Here is a 17,104-nt window from a genome sequence, read left to right as displayed (position 1 = left end):
TAATGATTTTTTTGTTTGCATAAACTCTTTAGCCAATATCGGCAATAAAAATGATTTGTTTAATTGCGTGCGATGAGTTCTAAGGGGTTAATGTGCTTTTCTCTCATGGTAACTTCAAAGCCCAAGCGTTGATCAATGCGCCCTAAAACATAGCCTTTTTGGATGCGCATGCCGCTTTTAATGGTGGGGGCGATTTTATCTAGTTGAGAATAAATCGTGCGGATGCCGTTTTTATGCTCAATGATAACGACTTTTTTAAGCATGTTGATTTCTTTAGCGAACACGATTTTCCCATCTAAAACATTACGCACCAAAGCGTTTGGGGTTTTTGATACCAGCGTGATAGACTCGCTAAAAATTTTTAAATTATAAACCGGGTCAATATAGGGGCCAAATTTTTGCACCACTTCATAATCGTTCAAAGGAGCGATCGTTTTTGGCCCGTTATAGCTCGTGGTGTTGATATTTTGATAAGAGCTCGCCACTTGTTTGACTTCTAAGGCTTGAGAAGATTTTTTCAAACTGACCCTCTCTTCATTTTCTCTATTTTGTTTGATGATATTCAAGCGTTTTAAAAGAGCGTTCAAGTTCTGGCGCTCTTTTTCTAAAAGGGTTAGCCGTTGGTTATAGATCGCATAATCTTTTTGCATGCTCAAAATGAGTTTATTTTGTTCGGTTTGCAAGGATTTTAAGGTTACTTCACGAGTTTTTTGCTCATCTATGACAGAGGAGATTTTTTGAATGCTGCTTTTGACTTTTAAAGCTTGCACATTGAGTTCTTTTTCTTCTTGGCTCAGTTGCGACATTTTAGACAGAGTGCTTTGGTGCAAGTTTTCAAACGCTACTTGTAAAATCACATCATTAGAAGAGGCTAAATTCTGCCCCTTTAGGGCTTGTGAAAAAAGAAAATCCTCTAAAAGCGTATCAAACACTCTCTTTTGTAAAAATGATCGTTGTTTTTGCAAATGATCTAAAGACTTGCGGTAGTTGGTTAGGACTTTTTCTTGCGCCAAACTTTCGTTACGATTTTTTTCAAGACTCTTTTTTAAAGCGACCATTTGGCGCTCCATCTCAGCTTTTTGAAGCTCTTTAGAGCGGATCGCTTCGCCTAAAGAACTCAAACGACTGTTTAGTTGGTTTTTTTCTTCATGGGTTTTTTTCAAAAGGGTTTCTTTATGCTGGATATCTTTAGCAATATCGCTCACTTTTTGCGTGTTAGCTGATAGTAAGGTGGCTAATAAAAACACCCCTAATTTATACATGTCTAGTCCTCCAAGCTACAAGTAAAACAGAAACAAATGAGACCACAAGGCTAAAAAGCAGTCCCCATAAAAAATGGTTTAAAACAAACGCGCCTCCTATAATACCCAAAGTATCCATCGTTTTTTCAAAACCTTTTTGCGAAGTGATATAAAGCATGAGCATGGGGGCTAAAAAACTAGCGATTACAGAATCCATTAAAGCTATTTTATACAAAAACCCGTTTTTAAAAGACACTGAAGCCCCTAATAAATCCATGATCTCTAACCTCTCATGGTATTGATAGATCCAGATGCGGACTTGCTTAAACATCAATAAAACCGATAAAACAAAAACCACTAACGCAAAGATATAGACCGCTGCTTTAATAAAACTCAAGAGATCATACACTTGCATGTAAGTTTTGGCAAAGACTTCAACTTTTTGAACGCCAGGGATTTTGAGCAATTTTTCTTTAATGTTTTCTAAACGCTCTTGAGTTGGGAATGTGGAAAGTTGTAAAGAATAAAAAAAGGGTAAATTTTTTTTAATTCCTTAAGCCCGTCTGTGCCTAAAATTTTTTGAAGAGGTTCTAAAGAGTAATTAGGATCAATTTCTTTTAACGCTATGATTTCGCTAAAATTTTGACGCAACAATTCCAAGCCTAATTTTTGCGTGCTGGCTAACACGACTGAATAATCTTCAATCAATTTTTTTTCTTTTTGTTCTATTGCTTGATTGATAAACAACACACACTCCAAGCTAAACAATAACGCTACTAGGGGAATGATAAAGGCTAAATGCTTTTTAAGAGTATTCATAAACTTCCCCCTCTTCTATGTAAAATTTTCGGTGATAAGCGCTAAAATTTTTAGGGAATTTGTGCGTAACCACCACGATCGTAGCGTTTAATTGCGTGTTCATGCCCCTTAATAGGCTCCAGATTTTATCGCTAGAATAATCGTCTAAATTCCCGGTAGGCTCATCGGCTAAAATGAGTTCAGGGCAGTTCGCCATAGCCCTAGCCATAGCCACTCGCTGTTGTTCGCCCCCACTGAGTTCTTTGGGGTAGCGGTTAGCCTTATGGCGTAAATCAATATGCCCTAAAAGTTTTTCTAGCTGCAAGTGGCATTCTTCTTTTTTAACGCCGCAAATCACCATAGGTAGTTTGATGTTTTGCTCAATCGTATAATCTTGGATCAATTTATAATCTTGGAAAACCACGCCAATATTTTTACGCAAATCTAAAATCGTTGATTTTGAAGCGTTACTCATGTTGATATTGCAAACTTCTAATTTACCGCTAAAAAGTTTTAAATCCCCATAAAACGATCGCAAAAGCGTGCTTTTACCGCTCCCGCTAGGCCCTGAAATGAACACAAAATCCTTGCGTTTGATGCGCAAATTAGCATGCTTAATGACCGGTTCGTTTTGCTGGTATTGTAAGCATAGATTGTTCGCTGCGATGATCACACTCATCCAATTCCCTTTTGGCTTAGGATATTTTGAAGCAAAAGATGCGCTTTGTGGTTGTTTAAGGTTTTTAAGGGGCTTTTATTGAGATAAAAAATCTGATTTTCTGTCAATAAAACAAACAAACGCACAGGCCAATCAAAATCCCCCATACTCAATTCCACTAAAAAATCCCCCTTATTCTCATAAATATTACAAACATGCACAAAATACCCCTCTTGGATGATTTTTGGGGTTTTTAAAATCGCTCCAACGCTCTTTTTACTCATTGTTATTGTATCAAAAGAAAAATCAAATGCATGGTTATCAAAAGGGGTTTCATTCGATTCTAAAGAATAAATTCTTAAATCATAAATATCTTTTTTGAGTTTATTCCAACGCGCTTCATACTTGCTGACCACCGGGATTTGAGCGTTTTTTTTGATTTCTATCTCGCATTTAAGGTTTTTTAGGGCTAATTTTAAGCTGTCTTCAAAATAAAGACTATCATCGGTTCGTAATTCCAAAAACCCTCTAGGTTTTAAAACCCTTAAAGCTTCATTTAAAAATTTTTCGCTTAACACCCGGCGGTGTTTTTTCTCATTCCATGGCACAGGGAAATGCACAAAAATTTTCTCGCACCTGTGATTTGGCATGCTCTCTAAAATCAAACGGCCATCGCCTTGCAAGATGTGCAGATTTTTTAAATCCAACAATTCAATTTGCTTTAACGCTTGCGCGATAGAGTGGGTGTGAATCTCTATCCCTAAGCATGTTTTAGTGGGGTTGTTTTTGGCTAATTCTATCAAATGCCTCCCACTCCCAAAACCAATTTCGGCTAAAATAGGGGCTTGATTTTTTTGGATAAAGTCTTCAAAAGTTCCTAAATCAAGGGCTTTTTTTCCGCTCGCATGTTTAGAATTTTCTTGCAAATTATGCGAAATGACCTCAAAAGATTGCGAATAAATCCTTAAAGCTTGTTTTAAAACCTCTCTTTTTAAGGGCGTTGCTTTTTCGCTTTTGATTAAAAAATCATTCGCTCGCCTGATTTTTTGCAATAAAAAAATACGATCCTTAAAACTCGCATGCACACAGCTTTTAGTGGGGTTTTTTAAGCTTAAAAATTCCTTATGAAAACAAAAATCCCCTTCAATTAAGGGGTATTCTAAAGGCTTAAAATCCAGCTTGGCTAAAAAATGGGGCATTAAAACCCTTTTAGCGCTCTAAAAACAAACGCACTTCTTTGCTTGGGTGCGACTCTAAACCATCTTTATCCACGCTCACCACTTGATAGCGGTAAGCCACGCCCACTTTCATGTCCTTATCTACGAATTGGTTTTTGGTGATATTCCCAAAGCGCAAAGGGGTTTTAGAATTGGCTTCAAAACGATACACCGCATAAGTGGCTATTTTAGCGCTTGGGTTATTTTCCCATTGAATGAAAGCTGAAGAATCTTGAATAGTCCCTTTAGTGATGATAGGGGATTCGGGTCTGTCAGCGGTCTCACCCATGGCAGGCTCTTTGGGTAATGCCCCTTCAAGATGCGTTTTATCAAGGGCGACGACTTTATAATAACGCGTAAGGTTGTCTTTTTCTATTTTATCCACATAGGAAGTGTTGGTGGTTTGAGCGATGAATTTGTATTTATCGTTGCGGTTGTTGGAAGCGTAAATGCGATAAGCTATCACATCTTCTTGGGTGGATTTGTCCCAACTCAATTCAATGTGTCGTGTGAGGTTTTGGCTCACTCTAACATTAGTGATTTCTTTGGGTAAATCTTTGGTTTTCCCCTCCACTATGACGCTAGGCCTGGATTTATCCCCCATGAAATTTTCAGCAATGACTTGGTAGCGGTATTTTTTCCCATCCTCTAAATCTTTATCAAAAAACTCCACAAATAAGCGGTTTTTCACAGCCCCCACATTCAAAAATTTGCCTTCTTTATTCTGCCTTTGAATGATGTATTTAGAAACGCTGGGATTTGGGTGCGGGCTCCAAAAGACTTTCACGCTTTTAGGGTATTCAAGGCTTGCGAACACGCTTTCTACAGGATTGATAAAAGAGGTTTTTACTAAAATAGGATCTGAAAGGTTAGAGATTTTATCGCCCTTGTAAGTGGCTAATTGGTAAGTGTAAGAACTCTCTGTTTCTAGCCCCTCATCATAATAGTGGGTCGCATAAGGGTTTTTAATCGTAGCGATTCTTTTAAGTTTGGAGTCTTTTTTCAAACGATACAAAATAAACCCATCAATGTCATAAGTATCAGCGATTTTAGGCCATTCAAAACCCACTGAACTCACATCGTTAATGGTTTTAATAGAATGGACTACCGGAAGCTTAGTATCTATATTTTCTTGATTATTAAGGGCTGAAAAAGTATGATTCCTGGTAGAAGAACACCCTATAAAAACTGCTAATACCACACTACTTTGCAATAAAAGCGTGAAGTATTTTTTCTTCATCCAAGACCTCATCTAAATTCTCCTTGTTAAAAACTTTTTTAAGATATTCTAACATATCCTTTAATAGGGGAACTTTAAAGCGCAGTTTTTGCTCGCTTCTAGGGTGTTTGAACTCTATCAAATAGGCATGCAGCATGATTCTTATTTCTTCTTTAGAAAGCGCCCCATTAAGCCCGTAAAGATTATCGCCTATGATGTGTCTGTTCAAATATTCTAAATGCGCTCTGATCTGGTGCGTGCGCCCGGTGAATAGTTTAGCCCCTATCAAATCCATGCCATTTTGAGAAGTCAGCAAGCTAGTAAATTCGCTTTTAGAATAACGGCTTTTTTCTTTTTTAGCCGCTTTGAGCGCTATCATTTTCAAGCGGTTATTGGGGTTTCTTGTCAAATAACATTCCACGCTCATTTTTTCTTCTTTTAGGGGCGTTGAAAGCAAGGCGATATAATAGCGCCCCATCATTTTAGTTTTGAGTTGCTCGCTCAAATGAACATGGGTAAAATTGTTTTTAGCGATGACAATCCCTCCGCTCGTATCCTTATCCAAACGATGCACAATCCCATAGCGTTCTTTGAATCCCAGATTAGAAAGCTCGTAATTTTTAAATTCCAACCAATCCACTAAAGTAGGCTCTTTCACGCTTGGGGCTTTATGGACGACTAAATTAGGGGGCTTATTCAACACTAACAAGTCTTCATCTTCAAAAATGACTTCTATTTCTAAATCAAGCTCTTTTTTTAAGGGTTTGGGCACGATTTTGGGCGTTACAAGCGTGATTGCATCGCCCTTTTTTAAGGCTAGCCCCCCTTTTTTTACCCCCTTTTTTTGACAAAACACCAGCCCTTCTTTAATCAAATTCAACACTTGGTTCTTAGAAATTTGCAATTCTTTGGCTAGAAATTCATCAATGCGTTTGTAATGGGTAGGGGCGATGAAAACTTTTTGCATTCAAACTCTTTTTTGCATTTTTAAAAACCATTATTCTACTCAAAACCTTAAAAAAATCCTATTTCATTATTTGAATACGCTATAATCGGTGCACCAACATTTTGTGGCTCAAATCATTTTAAAAGGGGTTCTAATGGAACATAATGGGCATGATAAACTGAACGGCATTTTGCGTGGTTTTTTAGGCGACGCATTCACGCTTGATGGGAAAGAGGGAGGATTAAACATGAGCAAGATGCGTGAATTCATCAAAAAGGAAAAACCCAAGATGAACGTTTTGCTCATGGGGGGTACTGGGGTGGGTAAAAGCTCGCTCATTAACGCTCTATTTGGTAAAGAAATCGCTAAAGCAGGCGTAGGAAAGCCCATCACTCAGCATCTTGAAAAATACATTGATGAACAGAAAGGCTTGATTTTGTGGGACACCAAAGGCATTGAAGATAAAGATTACCACGACACCATGCAAAGCATTAAAAAAGAAATGGAAGATTCTTTTAAAACGCTTGATGAAAAAGAAGCCATTGATGTGGCGTATTTGTGCGTTAAAGAGACTTCTTCTAGGTTTCAAGAGAGAGAGAGTTATTAAGCTTTGCTAAAAATTGGAATATCCCAACGATTGTCGTTTTCACACACACAAGAAAAAGCCGGCGATGCGTTTTTCCAAGAAACTAAAGGGATCATAGATGAAGAATGGGGCTTTAAAGGTTTTGTCAGAGCTTATGTGAGAGTCAATTCCGTTGCCTTTTCATTTGGGGGGTTGGAAGTCCCTGTCGAAGGTTTAGAAGAATTGGTAGATGAAACGAAAAAATGTCTTTCAGACGCTATAAAAAACCATTTTTTGCGTGTTCAAAAAGTTAAGATTCAAGAAAGAAAACAAGCTATGATAGCTAAAAGTAAAAAAATTATTCATGTTGCATCAGGCCTTGCAGGAACGGCTGAGGCTAGTCCCATACCCTTTAGCGATATGCCCTTGATTGCAGGTGTTCAAAAAAGGATGATCCATGAAATGAATGACGCTTTTGAAGTGAGTTTGGGTAAATCTGCAACCCCAACATTTATAACAGAGATTTCTAGCATAATCGCTCTTGCGCATGTGGAGAGAACGCTCATTAATGGTTTCCTTAAATTCATTCCTGCTGCGGGGAGTGTTGCAGGGGGCGCAACCGCTGCCGTTATCACAGAAGGCATTGGGTTTGCTTATTTGAAAGTGCTAGAAAAATGCTTTAATAATGAAACAGGCGAAGTGGATTTGCCTGGTGAAGTTGACATGATAATCTCTCTCTTTAAGGAGAATTATCTCAACTTGGATACAATCAAGAAATTAACACAATAAGATTAGGGGTTATGAAAAACGCATGGCATTAGACAAAAGGATTTGGATGCATTTTGATCTTTTGCCTTTTGTGTTTATTATCCCCTTGTTGGTGGTTTCTTTTGTATTGATTTTTGAGAGCAGCGCGGTTTTGAGCTTGAAACAAGGGGTTTATTATGCAATAGGGTTTCTTCTCTTTTGGATCGTGTTTTTTATCCCTTTCAGGAAGCTCGATCGGTGGCTCTTTGTGTTTTATTGGGCGTGCGTTATTTTATTAGCGTTAGTGGATTTTATGGGATCTAGCAAGCTTGGGGCGCAACGATGGCTAGTCATTCCCTTTACTTCTATCACTCTACAGCCTAGCGAACCCGTGAAAATCGCTATCCTTTTATTGTTGGCGCATTTGATTAAAATCAACCCGCCTCCTTTTAAGGGCTATGATTGGGGTATGTTTTTAAAGCTCAGTTTTTACATTTGCTTACCGGCGGCTTTGATTTTAAAGCAGCCCGATTTAGGCACGGCCCTTATTGTTTTAATCATGGGTTTTGGGATTTTACTTATCGTGGGCTTAAGGACTAGGGTGTGGTTCCCTCTTTTTATCGCTCTTTTAGTGGCTTCGCCTATCGCTTATCATTTCTTGCATGATTACCAAAAAAAGCGCATCGCAGACTTTCTTTCTGAAAAGCCCAATTACCATGTCATGCAATCCATTATCGCCATAGGATCGGGCGGGTTTTTAGGCAAATCCAAAGAAGCCTGCACCCAAACCAAATTCAAATTCTTGCCTATCGCAACGAGCGATTTTATCTTTGCTTACTTCGTGGAGCGTTTCGGGTTTTTAGGGGCTATGTTGCTTTTTGCGATTTATATAGGCTTGAGTTTGCATTTATTTTTTTATCTGTTTGAGAGCAACAGCGATTGGTTTTTAAAGATTGTAGCCCTTGGGATTTCTACTTTAATCTTTGTTTATTCCAGCGTGAATATCGCCATGACTTTAGGGTTAGCCCCTGTGGTGGGGATTCCCTTGCCTTTATTCAGCTATGGGGGGAGCAGTTTTATCACTTTTATGATCCTGTTTGCAATCCTAGAAAACTTGCTTGCTTTTCGCTATATTTTTGGATACAATAGCAGACCATCCTTTGGGAATTTTGGATTCTTAGCTCAGCTGGTCAGAGCGCTCGGCTCATAACCGATTGGTCGTAGGTTCAAGTCCTACAGAATCCACCACTCCCGCTTTTTTTAAGTGAAAAGCGATTGGACGCTTTCGTTATGATAAATCCTTCTGATCACTTCCGCAAATAAGGACGCTACGCTTAAGGTGGTGATTTTATCGCATTTTTGAACTAAAGGGATAGAGTTAGTTACCACCACTTCATCTAACGCGCTTTCTTTAATGCGCTTGATCGCATTCCCGCTCAAAACCGCATGCGTGCCTAACGCCATGACAGAAGTCGCCCCTTGCTCTTTTAAAGCCAAAGCGGCTTTACAGATCGTGCCTGCGGTATCAATCATGTCATCCACTAAAATCACATCGCGCTCCTTGGCTGAGCCGATAATATTCATCACTTCGCTTTCATTAGCTTTTTCACGGCGCTTATCCACGATGATTAAATCTAAGCCCATTTGATTGGCAAAATACCTGGCTCTTGTAACCCCACCCACATCAGGGCTAGCGATCACAGGGTTTTTTAACGCTTTAGAGCGGATATAGTCTCTAAAGACGATAGATCCGTATAAATTATCCACCGGCACATCAAAAAAGCCTTGGATTTGCCCGGCATGCAAATCCATCGTAATGATCCTTTCAATCCCCACTTCTTGCATCAAATTAGCGACCATTTTAGCCGTGATAGGCACTCTTGGAGCTGCTTTCCTGTCCTGTCTGGCATAGCCAAAATACGGCAACACCGCTGTGATAGAATTGGCCGAACTGCGCCTTAAAGCATCTACCATGACTAACAATTCCATTAAATTGTCATTGACCGGCACGCAAGTGGGCTGGATGATAAAAATATCCTTACCGCGCACCGATTCGCTGATTTGGATATTGATTTCGCCATCGCTGAATTTGCCTATCACCGCTTTGGATAAGGGAAAGCCTAAATGCTTTGACACTTCTTTGCCAAATGCAGGGTGAGCGCTCCCTGAAAAAATCTTAAAACCACGCATCTTTGTCTTAAAACCACGAGCCTTCATCGCTGACACTCCCTAAAATGAATTAAAATCAATTGTAGCGCACCCAAACTAAAAGCGTTTGTTTTCAATGAAGCTCCTTTTCTAATAAGTTTTTTAACGCAAGATAGGTTTCATTTAAATCAATCCCGCACACCCTAGTTTGAGCGATAACGCTCATAAAATTGCTATCGCCTAAAAACCTAGGCACTAAATGCATGTGCAAATGCTCAGGGATTCCTGCTCCGGCGTTTCTGTGCAAATTCAAACCTAAATTGATCCCTTGAGCGCCATAAGCATACAACGCTTTTAACACTTTAGGCACTAATTTATTCATGTTCAGCCAAGTATTAAGCTCTAAAAGTTCAACGCTCGCTTGATGCGCATGAGGGACGATCAACAAATGCCCGGGGTTATAAGGGTAGGCGTTCATCACCACAAAGAGATCGCTATTTCTATAAAGCACTCTGTTTTCTGAATCTTTTGTAGTGTTTTGAGAAATTTCACAAAAGACACAACTCTTATTTTTCTCTTTCAAATAACTTTCGCGCCAAGGAGCGTATAAATGTTGCATGTTCATTTCCTAAATGTAATTAGGGGCGTCATTAGCGAATAAAATCAAATCGCCTTGAATCGTGGTGGCTTGTAAGATATTCTCCAATTGCGCCTTATCCTTGAGTAAGATTTTTTGGGGGGTTTTCAATTGTGAAGCAATCGTTTTGGAATTCAACTCCCCTGTGATGATAGCGACATCAAAAACCCCATCTATTTTTTGCGCTAAAATTTCATTACTTTCTGTATTGCTTTCCACTAAGCCCGGTGTTACGATGACTTTACGCCCTTCATACAAACTCGCCAAACGAATGCCCTCTAACATGCCCTTTAAATTCCCGTTAAAGCTATCGTCTATAATGATTTTTTGATTCACTTCCAACAGTTGCAAACGATGGTTAATAGGCTTAAGCTCAAAAACAAGCCGTTTGATCCTTTCTGTCTCTAAGCCTAAATGCTTAGCGATTAAAATAGCTGAAGCGATATTATAAGCGCTAAACTCCCCTAAAACCTTCGTTTCAAAGCTTTCCCAAACGCCATTGATAAGCGTTTCAAAAGAAGTGCCTTTTAAAGTGGATTGGATGTTTCTAACCAAGCTAGAAACATCTATTAAAGGGCTATCTTTAGGGGCGTAGGGCTTGATTTTTTCTATAGAGTAACAAAAGGCTTTTTCTAAGCGTTTGGAATCCAATAATTCCGCTTTAGTCTCGCAAATATTTTCTAAAGTTTTAAAATATTCTAAATGCTGTTCGCCCACTTCTGCGACCACGGCAAGGTGAGGTTCAATAAGGCGGGTGATTTCTTTAATATCGCCCTTATTCCTTGCCCCGGCTTCAGCGATATAGATTTCACTCTTATCGTCTAAATTCTGGTTAATATCGTTCGCAATGCCTAAAAGGGTATTGACGCTTTTGGGGCTTGCATGCGCGTTGAATGTGGTTTGTAAGATTTGAAGCAAGAAATTTTTGGTGCTGGTTTTCCCAAAGCTTCCGGTAATGGCGATGACTTTTAAATGTTCTAAAGAGGCGATTTTGTCTTTAGCGGTTTGTAAATATTGCTTGGATAAGGCTTTCTCAAAGATTAAAGAAGCGCTTAAAACGAATATAAATAAACACCAATAGCCAAGCGCGAGCGAAATCCCATTCAAAGGGACTAATTCTATATTTAAGATTTCATGCAAGATTAAAAAGAGTAATAAGAAGATGAAAAAGCGCTTCACCCTTGGCGTGAAAACTAAAGGCTTGTCGTTGCGTTTGGCCCAGATAATGAGCATGGGCATTTGAATCACGCCGCAAAAGAAATCAAAAACAAACGGCATCTTGAAAGCATACGATAGGATAAACACCCCCAAAGGCAATAAAAAATAAATCCCATGCCAACGCATTTTGTGGTGCTTGGTTAAGATCCTAAACACGCTGTAATGATACCATTGCAATAAAGTCATCATATAATAGCCAAGCCCTGTTATAAAGAGCCAACAAAACGCTAAATTCAGCCAACTAAGACTTTGCATGATGATAATTCTCCACTAGTTTTTCAATCTCTTTTGCTTGGTTTAAAAAAAAGAAATGATCCCCTTCTAACACGAATAATTCGCTCTTTTTCAACAAGGTTTGTATTTTTTGAGCGGAGCTTAAGGGGGTTGCTTTATCATCTTTACCCCAAAATAATAAAACTTCCTTCTCGCATCGTTTGAAATGCTCGCTAAAATCTTCGCTAATTACTTTTTTAAAGGTTTCATACATCACTTGATTAAGCCCCATAGCGTCCTTACTTCTCAAAAACCCTAAATTCAAGCCTAATTTTTTAAAGATTTTAGCTAAAAGGATTTTACAACGCACTTTTAAGGGTTTTGGCTCTAATATCCCAGCGCTACTCAATAAAACCATCCGTTCGTTTTCACACAAAATCGCCACTTTCCCTCCAAAACTATGCCCAAAGGCTACATGCGCTTTTTTACCCACGCTTTTTAAGAATAAATTAATGATATTAGCATAATCTTTAGTCTCTAAGACTTTTTCATCGTTAGGGCTTTGATTGAAGCCGGGCAAATCCACATACAAATGATTATAATTCAAAAAACAGCCTTGAAACGCTTGTTGCATGATTTCTTTAGAGCTCCCCCAGCCATGCAAAAACAAGGCGTTTAAAGGGCTATGGTTATCTATAAAAGTGTAGGAAATGTCAAAAACGCTATCCAAATAAGCGATACTGCGTTTGGCCATTCATTTATTCTTTTGGATTTGCAACAAATAAGAGTTTTTAACTTGGATTTTAGGGGTTTTGGGTAATGATTGCGCTAAATGTTCTAGCGTTGTTTTAAAATCATCAAACAAATAATTCGCCAAACTGCCAGGAATGGGGTTGATCTCATTAAGATACACTTCATTTTCTATAACAAAAAAATCGCAACGAATGATCGCGCCATCAAACAAATCGTTATAGAGTTTTTTAAAATTTTCTTTTAATTGTTCTTCTAGGGCGTTAGAAAGATCCGCTTTAGGGGCTTTGGTGCGTGAAAAATCCAAATATTTTTGTTTGAAATCCAAAAATTCCTGTTTGCTAGGCTCTTCAATATAGGAAAAACAAAAATCCTTTTTGATCTTACAGCCGGCTAAATTGTATTCTTTCACCCCCTGAATGAAAGGCTCTATTAAAACTTCTTTAGAATATTCAAACGCACTGTCTAAAGCGTAACTTAATTCTTTTTCTTCTTTCACAATATTCACCCCTAAAGAGCTTCCGGCGTTACTGGGTTTCACAATAAAGGGAAAATTAAACCCAATCAAATCCAAGGCGTTAGCGCGGTTTTTTTCATTCAAAAGCACATAGTCTAAAGCCTTTATTCCTAAATCTTTAGCGTAAAGCTTGGTTAAATATTTGTTATAACTCAGCACGCTCGCTTCAATCCTAGGGCCTATAAAAGCGATGCGATAAAATTCCAACAAGCTCGCTAATTTCCCGTCTTCGCCATCGCCCCCATGCACGAGATTGATTACTAGTGGCAGTTCTATAATCTTAGCGCCTAAAAACGAGTTTTTGAGCAAGCCATTATGCGTAAGGATTAGGGGGGGTAATTTTTTTTCTTTGATTTGAGCGAAGTATTTTGAATGCATGTTGGATTCTTCAATCAAATAAAAATGATGGTTTTCATCTAAAAAAATAAAATATTTAATCCTGTCTTTTAACACTCCTTTAAGCGCAATCGCACTCACAATGCTGATTTCATGCTCAAAACTCGCCCCACCAAATAAAACGCAAAACTCCACGATCAAACTCCCTAAAAACGATTGCAATCAAGTCTGTCTATTTTACCTAAAAAAAGGCTTTTGAATTTTCTTAAAATTAAAATTTAATGTTGAAAAATCCTAAAATATGGATGACTAATAACGCGCTCAAGCCGGCTAAAACACCCGCTAATGCGTCATCAGCCACAACCCCTAAACCCCCTTTAACTTCTTTGTCTATTTTGCCAATGAGTGAGGGTTTAGTGATATCATAGATCCTAAAAAAGATAAAACTCAAAACCACACCCGCTAACGATAACCCGCTAATCGCCATCGCAAGCCACATGCCCACTAACTCGTCTATCACAATGTAAGAGCCGTCATGCCTCTTACTCTCTTCTTCTTCCTTGTCTATTTGAGTAATAGCGATAAGCCCAACAAAAATCGCCCCTAAAAACAAAGTGTTAGCCGAAAAAGCTAAAACGGGTAAGCCTAATAACAACGCCACCAAACTCCCTATCGTTCCTGGAGCTTTTTTAGAATACCCGCTAAAAAAAAGGGTTAAAAAACATGCGCGGAGATTAAATTTATCCAATCATTGCCTTAAATTCTTTTTAAATCATGGCATTTTAGCATTTTATTTGCATTAAAAAGCGATTTTCTTAAACAATAAGGCTTAATTTTAAGCGCGTTTTAGTATGATAACTTTTAAATTCTCTCAAAAATTAAAGGTTAATTTTAAAATGTTGCTTTTCACTCCAGGCCCTGTAGCCATTAATGAAGAGATGCGCACAAGCTTTTCTCAGCCAATGCCCCACCACCGCACCAAAGATTTTGAAAAGATTTTCCAAAGCGTGCGAGAAAATTTAAAAAAAATGACCGGTTTAGAAGAAGTTTTGCTTTTAAGCAGCAGCGGGACAGGGGCTATGGAAGCGAGTGTTCTTTCCTTGTGTCAAAAAGAGTTGCTTTTTGTTAATGCGGGCAAGTTTGGTGAAAGGTTTGGCAAGATCGCTAAAGCCCATTTTATCAAAGCCCATGAATTAGTCTATGAATGGGACACACCGGCTCAAGTGGATAAAATATTAAACGCGCTTAAAGCCAACCCCAACATTGATGCGTTTTGCATTCAAGCATGCGAGTCTAGTGGGGGGTTACGACACCCTGTAGAAAAAATCGCTCAAGCGATCAAAGAAACTAACCCGAATGTTTTTGTGATTGTAGATGCGATCACCGCTTTAGGGGTTGAGCCTTTAGAAATAACGCATGTTGATGCGCTCATTGGGGGGAGTCAAAAAGCGTTCATGCTACCCCCTGCGATGAGCCTAATCGCATTGAGCCAAAAGGCGATTGATCGCATAGAAGAACGCAATGTGGGGTTTTATTTCAATTTGAAGAGCGAATTGAAAAACCAAAGGAATAACACCACGAGCTACACCGCTCCTATTTTACACACTTTAGGGTTGCAACGCTATTTTGAATTGGTGCAGAATTTAGGGGGTTTTGAAGCGCTCTATCAAGAGACTAAACGAGTCGCTTTAGCCACTCAAAAAGCCGTTTTAGCGCTGGGTTTGAAGATTTTCCCTAAAAGCCCGAGCTTGAGCATGACAACGATTGTTAGCGAGCATGCCAAAGAATTAAAAAACCTTTTGAAAGAAAAATACCAGGTGCAATTTGCGGGCGGTCAAGAGCCTTATAAAGATATACTCATTCGCATCAACCACATGGGGATCATTCCTGTTTATAAAAGCGCTTACGCTTTAAACGCCCTAGAGTTAGCCTTAAACGATTTGGATTTAAGAAAATTTGACGGTGTGGCGAACGCAACTTTTTTGAAGCAATATTATGAAATTTAAGGACTATAATGCATTATTCTTATGAAGCCTTTTTAAAAGACAGCCTGGAGTTAGCTAAACAAGTGGAGCGAATTTGCGGTATCCCAGAAGCCCTTGTGTGCGTGATGCGAGGGGGCATGACTTTGACGCATTTTTTGAGTTTGCACTGGGATTTAAGGGAAGTTTATGGCATCAATGCGATTTCTTATGACACTACTAAGCAACAAAACGCCCTAAAAATTGAAAATACCCCCACGATTAAAGATCATTTAAAAACCATTTTGGTGGTAGATGAAATCGTAGATAGCGGTAATTCTTTAGAGGCGGTACTTAAAGTGCTGCAAGAAAAACACCCTGATAAAAAGTTTTATAGCGCGAGTTTGTTCCAAAAGACAAGCGCGAAATACAAAGCCGATGCGTTTTTGAAAGACGCTCCTGAATGGATTGATTTCTTTTGGGAAGTGGATTTGAAAAATTTAAAAAGCCATTAACATGCAAGTTAAAGAAAACAAACAACTCTGCTTGATCTCATTAGGTTGTTCTAAAAATTTAGTGGATTCAGAAGTGATGTTAGGCAAGCTTTATAATTACACGCTCACTAATGACGCTAAAAAAGCCGATGTGATTTTGATCAACACTTGCGGGTTTATTGAAAGCGCTAAACAAGAGAGTATCCAAACCATTCTCAACGCCGCTAAAGACAAAAAAGAGGGAGCGATTTTGATTGCGAGCGGGTGCTTGAGCGAGCGCTATAAAGATGAAATCAAAGAGCTGATCCCTGAAGTGGATATTTTTACCGGCGTGGGGGATTATGACAAGATTGATATTTTGATCGCTAAAAAACAAAACCAGTTCAGCGAGCAAGTGTTTTTAAGCGAGCATTATAACGCGCGCATCATCACGGGATCGAGCGTGCATGCTTATGTTAAAATTTCTGAGGGCTGTAACCAAAAATGCTCTTTTTGCGCTATCCCTAGCTTTAAGGGGAAATTGCAAAGCAGGGAATTAGACTCCATTTTAAAAGAAGTAGAAGATCTAGCCCTTAAAGGCTATAAGGATATGACTTTTATCGCTCAAGATTCTAGCTCATTTTTATACGATAAGGGGCAAAAAGACGGCTTGATCCAGCTGATTAGTGCGATTGACAAACAACAAGCCTTAAAGAGCGCTCGTATTTTATACCTCTACCCCTCTAGCACCACTTTAGAGCTGATTGGCGCGATTGAAAGCTCGCTTATTTTTCAAAATTATTTTGACATGCCCATCCAGCATATCAGCGACTCCATGCTCAAAAAGATGCGGCGCAACTCCAGCCAAGCGCACCATTTAAAGCTTTTAGATGCCATGAAACAGGTTAAAGAAAGCTTTATAAGAAGCACGATCATTGTAGGGCATCCAGAAGAAAATGAGAGCGAATTTGAAGAATTGAGCGCGTTTTTAGACGAGTTCCAGTTTGACAGATTGAATATTTTTGCTTTCAGTGCTGAAGAAAACACGCATGCCTATTCTTTAGAGAAAGTGCCTAAAAAAATCATCAACGCCCGCATTAAAGCCTTGAATAAAATCGCCTTAAAACACCAAAACCATTCTTTTAAGGCTTTGTTAAACAAGCCCATTAAGGCGTTAGTGGAACATAAAGAGGGCGAGTATTTTTACAAAGCAAGGGATCTCAGGTGGGCGCCTGAAGTGGATGGGGAAATTTTAATCAATGACAGTGCCTTAACCACTCCTTTACAACCCGGGCATTACACGATTATGCCTAGCGCCTTTAAAGACAATATCTTACTCGCTAAGGTTTTAAGCCCTTTTTAAAAGTTAGCCATAAGGCTAAAAGTGCGGCTAGAGCGCACCTTGAGCGTGGGGGTTTGTCGTTTTTTTTTTTTGTTAAAATGCACGAGAAAAATCCGCT

The 17,104-nt window shown here is 38.9% G+C and carries 17 protein-coding genes, 1 tRNA gene and 1 pseudogene; 7 read left to right on the top strand and 12 right to left on the bottom strand.

Annotated elements, in window-relative coordinates; genetic code table 11:
- Positions 1 to 59 precede the first annotated feature (59 nt).
- The 6 genes and pseudogenes from AYS37_RS03320 to AYS37_RS03295 form a co-directional block, all read right to left on the bottom strand.
- The gene (locus AYS37_RS03320) at positions 60 to 1,262 is read right to left on the bottom strand and encodes a murein hydrolase activator EnvC family protein (RefSeq protein WP_000277354.1); all 1,203 of its coding nucleotides are present in this window, start codon (positions 1,260 to 1,262) and stop codon (positions 60 to 62) included.
- Positions 1,255 to 2,060, bottom strand: a pseudogene (locus AYS37_RS03315) (FtsX-like permease family protein). The gene AYS37_RS03320 and the pseudogene AYS37_RS03315 overlap by 8 nt, the downstream one beginning before the upstream one ends.
- Positions 2,047 to 2,718 (bottom strand): ABC transporter ATP-binding protein, encoded by a 672-nt coding sequence (locus tag AYS37_RS03310; protein ID WP_000111079.1) that lies wholly within the window; start codon positions 2,716 to 2,718, stop codon positions 2,047 to 2,049. Before AYS37_RS03310 ends, AYS37_RS03315 begins: the two are co-directional and overlap by 14 nt.
- Positions 2,715 to 3,896: a tRNA (guanosine(46)-N7)-methyltransferase TrmB gene (gene trmB, locus AYS37_RS03305; RefSeq protein ID WP_001119895.1), complete on the bottom strand. Its 1,182-nt coding sequence runs from the start codon at positions 3,894 to 3,896 to the stop codon at positions 2,715 to 2,717. Before trmB ends, AYS37_RS03310 begins: the two co-directional genes overlap by 4 nt.
- A gap of 10 nt (positions 3,897 to 3,906) precedes the next feature.
- Positions 3,907 to 5,154 carry a fibronectin type III domain-containing protein gene (locus AYS37_RS03300; RefSeq protein WP_000731283.1) on the bottom strand — a complete coding sequence of 416 codons (1,248 nt, stop codon included), beginning with the start codon at positions 5,152 to 5,154 and terminating at the stop codon, positions 3,907 to 3,909.
- Positions 5,117 to 6,100, bottom strand: coding sequence for an RluA family pseudouridine synthase (locus tag AYS37_RS03295; protein ID WP_001174372.1), 984 nt, complete (start codon positions 6,098 to 6,100; stop codon positions 5,117 to 5,119). Before AYS37_RS03295 ends, AYS37_RS03300 begins: the two co-directional genes overlap by 38 nt.
- A gap of 133 nt (positions 6,101 to 6,233) precedes the next feature.
- Between AYS37_RS03295 and AYS37_RS03290 the strand changes: the two genes are divergently transcribed.
- The 4 genes from AYS37_RS03290 (at position 6,234) to AYS37_RS03275 (ending at position 8,639) form a co-directional block, all read left to right on the top strand.
- A complete protein-coding gene (locus AYS37_RS03290) occupies positions 6,234 to 6,686 on the top strand; it encodes a GTPase (protein WP_000400722.1) in 453 nt (150 codons plus the stop codon).
- A gap of 3 nt (positions 6,687 to 6,689) precedes the next feature.
- Entirely contained in the window at positions 6,690 to 7,433 is a 744-nt protein-coding gene (locus AYS37_RS03285; RefSeq protein ID WP_001874573.1) for a YcjF family protein, read from the top strand.
- A gap of 22 nt (positions 7,434 to 7,455) precedes the next feature.
- The gene (locus tag AYS37_RS03280; RefSeq protein WP_080023677.1) at positions 7,456 to 8,601 is read left to right on the top strand and encodes an FtsW/RodA/SpoVE family cell cycle protein; all 1,146 of its coding nucleotides are present in this window, start codon (positions 7,456 to 7,458) and stop codon (positions 8,599 to 8,601) included.
- Positions 8,563 to 8,639, top strand: a tRNA-Ile gene (locus AYS37_RS03275). The genes AYS37_RS03280 and AYS37_RS03275 overlap by 39 nt, the downstream gene beginning before the upstream one ends.
- A 12-nt stretch (positions 8,640 to 8,651) precedes the next feature.
- On the opposite strand, the gene AYS37_RS03270 is transcribed toward AYS37_RS03275, so the two are convergent.
- The 6 genes from AYS37_RS03270 to AYS37_RS03245 form a co-directional block, all read right to left on the bottom strand.
- Complete coding sequence (locus AYS37_RS03270; RefSeq protein WP_000647445.1) at positions 8,652 to 9,608, bottom strand: ribose-phosphate pyrophosphokinase; 957 nt, start codon at positions 9,606 to 9,608, stop codon at positions 8,652 to 8,654.
- A 64-nt stretch (positions 9,609 to 9,672) separates the two neighbouring features.
- On the bottom strand, positions 9,673 to 10,158 hold the full coding sequence (locus AYS37_RS03265) for an HIT family protein (RefSeq protein WP_001164413.1): 486 nt from the start codon (positions 10,156 to 10,158) through the stop codon (positions 9,673 to 9,675).
- A gap of 9 nt (positions 10,159 to 10,167) precedes the next feature.
- Entirely contained in the window at positions 10,168 to 11,649 is a 1,482-nt protein-coding gene (locus AYS37_RS03260) for a Mur ligase family protein (protein ID WP_001191239.1), read from the bottom strand.
- A complete protein-coding gene (estV, locus tag AYS37_RS03255) occupies positions 11,636 to 12,361 on the bottom strand; it encodes a lipase EstV (RefSeq protein WP_001129442.1) in 726 nt (241 codons plus the stop codon). Before estV ends, AYS37_RS03260 begins: the two co-directional genes overlap by 14 nt.
- Positions 12,362 to 13,405 carry a D-alanine--D-alanine ligase gene (locus AYS37_RS03250; protein ID WP_000393656.1) on the bottom strand — a complete coding sequence of 348 codons (1,044 nt, stop codon included), beginning with the start codon at positions 13,403 to 13,405 and terminating at the stop codon, positions 12,362 to 12,364. It lies immediately after the preceding gene.
- 76 nt (positions 13,406 to 13,481) lie between these two features.
- On the bottom strand, positions 13,482 to 13,958 hold the full coding sequence (locus AYS37_RS03245) for a phosphatidylglycerophosphatase A family protein (protein ID WP_000357238.1): 477 nt from the start codon (positions 13,956 to 13,958) through the stop codon (positions 13,482 to 13,484).
- 148 nt (positions 13,959 to 14,106) lie between these two features.
- Between AYS37_RS03245 and AYS37_RS03240 the strand changes: the two genes are divergently transcribed.
- From AYS37_RS03240 to rimO, 3 genes are read left to right on the top strand one after another with little or no spacing between them, the layout of a single operon-like run.
- Positions 14,107 to 15,216: a pyridoxal-phosphate-dependent aminotransferase family protein gene (locus AYS37_RS03240; protein WP_001874571.1), complete on the top strand. Its 1,110-nt coding sequence runs from the start codon at positions 14,107 to 14,109 to the stop codon at positions 15,214 to 15,216.
- A gap of 8 nt (positions 15,217 to 15,224) precedes the next feature.
- Complete coding sequence (locus tag AYS37_RS03235; protein ID WP_000559398.1) at positions 15,225 to 15,686, top strand: phosphoribosyltransferase; 462 nt, start codon at positions 15,225 to 15,227, stop codon at positions 15,684 to 15,686.
- Between the two features lies 1 nt (position 15,687).
- Positions 15,688 to 17,007 (top strand): 30S ribosomal protein S12 methylthiotransferase RimO, encoded by a 1,320-nt coding sequence (rimO, locus tag AYS37_RS03230; RefSeq protein ID WP_001197316.1) that lies wholly within the window; start codon positions 15,688 to 15,690, stop codon positions 17,005 to 17,007.
- The last annotated feature ends 97 nt before the right edge of the window (positions 17,008 to 17,104 follow it).

Origin of the sequence: Helicobacter pylori NQ4053, assembly GCF_000274605.1 — a bacterium.
GTDB lineage: Bacteria > Campylobacterota > Campylobacteria > Campylobacterales > Helicobacteraceae > Helicobacter > Helicobacter pylori_CV.
This window is presented reverse-complemented; position numbering and strand designations above follow the sequence as displayed.

What these genes read in the sequence shown, in the direction of transcription:
- AYS37_RS03280 (WP_080023677.1), top strand. Translation starts at nt 7,456, where the DNA reads ATGGCATTAGACAAAAGGATTTGGATGCATTTTGATCTTTTGCCTTTT.
- AYS37_RS03240 (WP_001874571.1), top strand. Translation starts at nt 14,107, where the DNA reads ATGTTGCTTTTCACTCCAGGCCCTGTAGCCATTAATGAAGAGATGCGC.
- AYS37_RS03260 (WP_001191239.1), bottom strand. Translation starts at nt 11,649, where the DNA reads ATGCAAAGTCTTAGTTGGCTGAATTTAGCGTTTTGTTGGCTCTTTATA.
- trmB (WP_001119895.1), bottom strand. Translation starts at nt 3,896, where the DNA reads ATGCCCCATTTTTTAGCCAAGCTGGATTTTAAGCCTTTAGAATACCCC.
- AYS37_RS03265 (WP_001164413.1), bottom strand. Translation starts at nt 10,158, where the DNA reads ATGCAACATTTATACGCTCCTTGGCGCGAAAGTTATTTGAAAGAGAAA.
- rimO (WP_001197316.1), top strand. Translation starts at nt 15,688, where the DNA reads ATGCAAGTTAAAGAAAACAAACAACTCTGCTTGATCTCATTAGGTTGT.
- AYS37_RS03320 (WP_000277354.1), bottom strand. Translation starts at nt 1,262, where the DNA reads ATGTATAAATTAGGGGTGTTTTTATTAGCCACCTTACTATCAGCTAAC.
- AYS37_RS03270 (WP_000647445.1), bottom strand. Translation starts at nt 9,608, where the DNA reads ATGAAGGCTCGTGGTTTTAAGACAAAGATGCGTGGTTTTAAGATTTTT.
- AYS37_RS03300 (WP_000731283.1), bottom strand. Translation starts at nt 5,154, where the DNA reads ATGAAGAAAAAATACTTCACGCTTTTATTGCAAAGTAGTGTGGTATTA.
- AYS37_RS03235 (WP_000559398.1), top strand. Translation starts at nt 15,225, where the DNA reads ATGCATTATTCTTATGAAGCCTTTTTAAAAGACAGCCTGGAGTTAGCT.
- estV (WP_001129442.1), bottom strand. Translation starts at nt 12,361, where the DNA reads ATGGCCAAACGCAGTATCGCTTATTTGGATAGCGTTTTTGACATTTCC.
- AYS37_RS03290 (WP_000400722.1), top strand. Translation starts at nt 6,234, where the DNA reads ATGGAACATAATGGGCATGATAAACTGAACGGCATTTTGCGTGGTTTT.
- AYS37_RS03310 (WP_000111079.1), bottom strand. Translation starts at nt 2,718, where the DNA reads ATGAGTGTGATCATCGCAGCGAACAATCTATGCTTACAATACCAGCAA.
- AYS37_RS03295 (WP_001174372.1), bottom strand. Translation starts at nt 6,100, where the DNA reads ATGCAAAAAGTTTTCATCGCCCCTACCCATTACAAACGCATTGATGAA.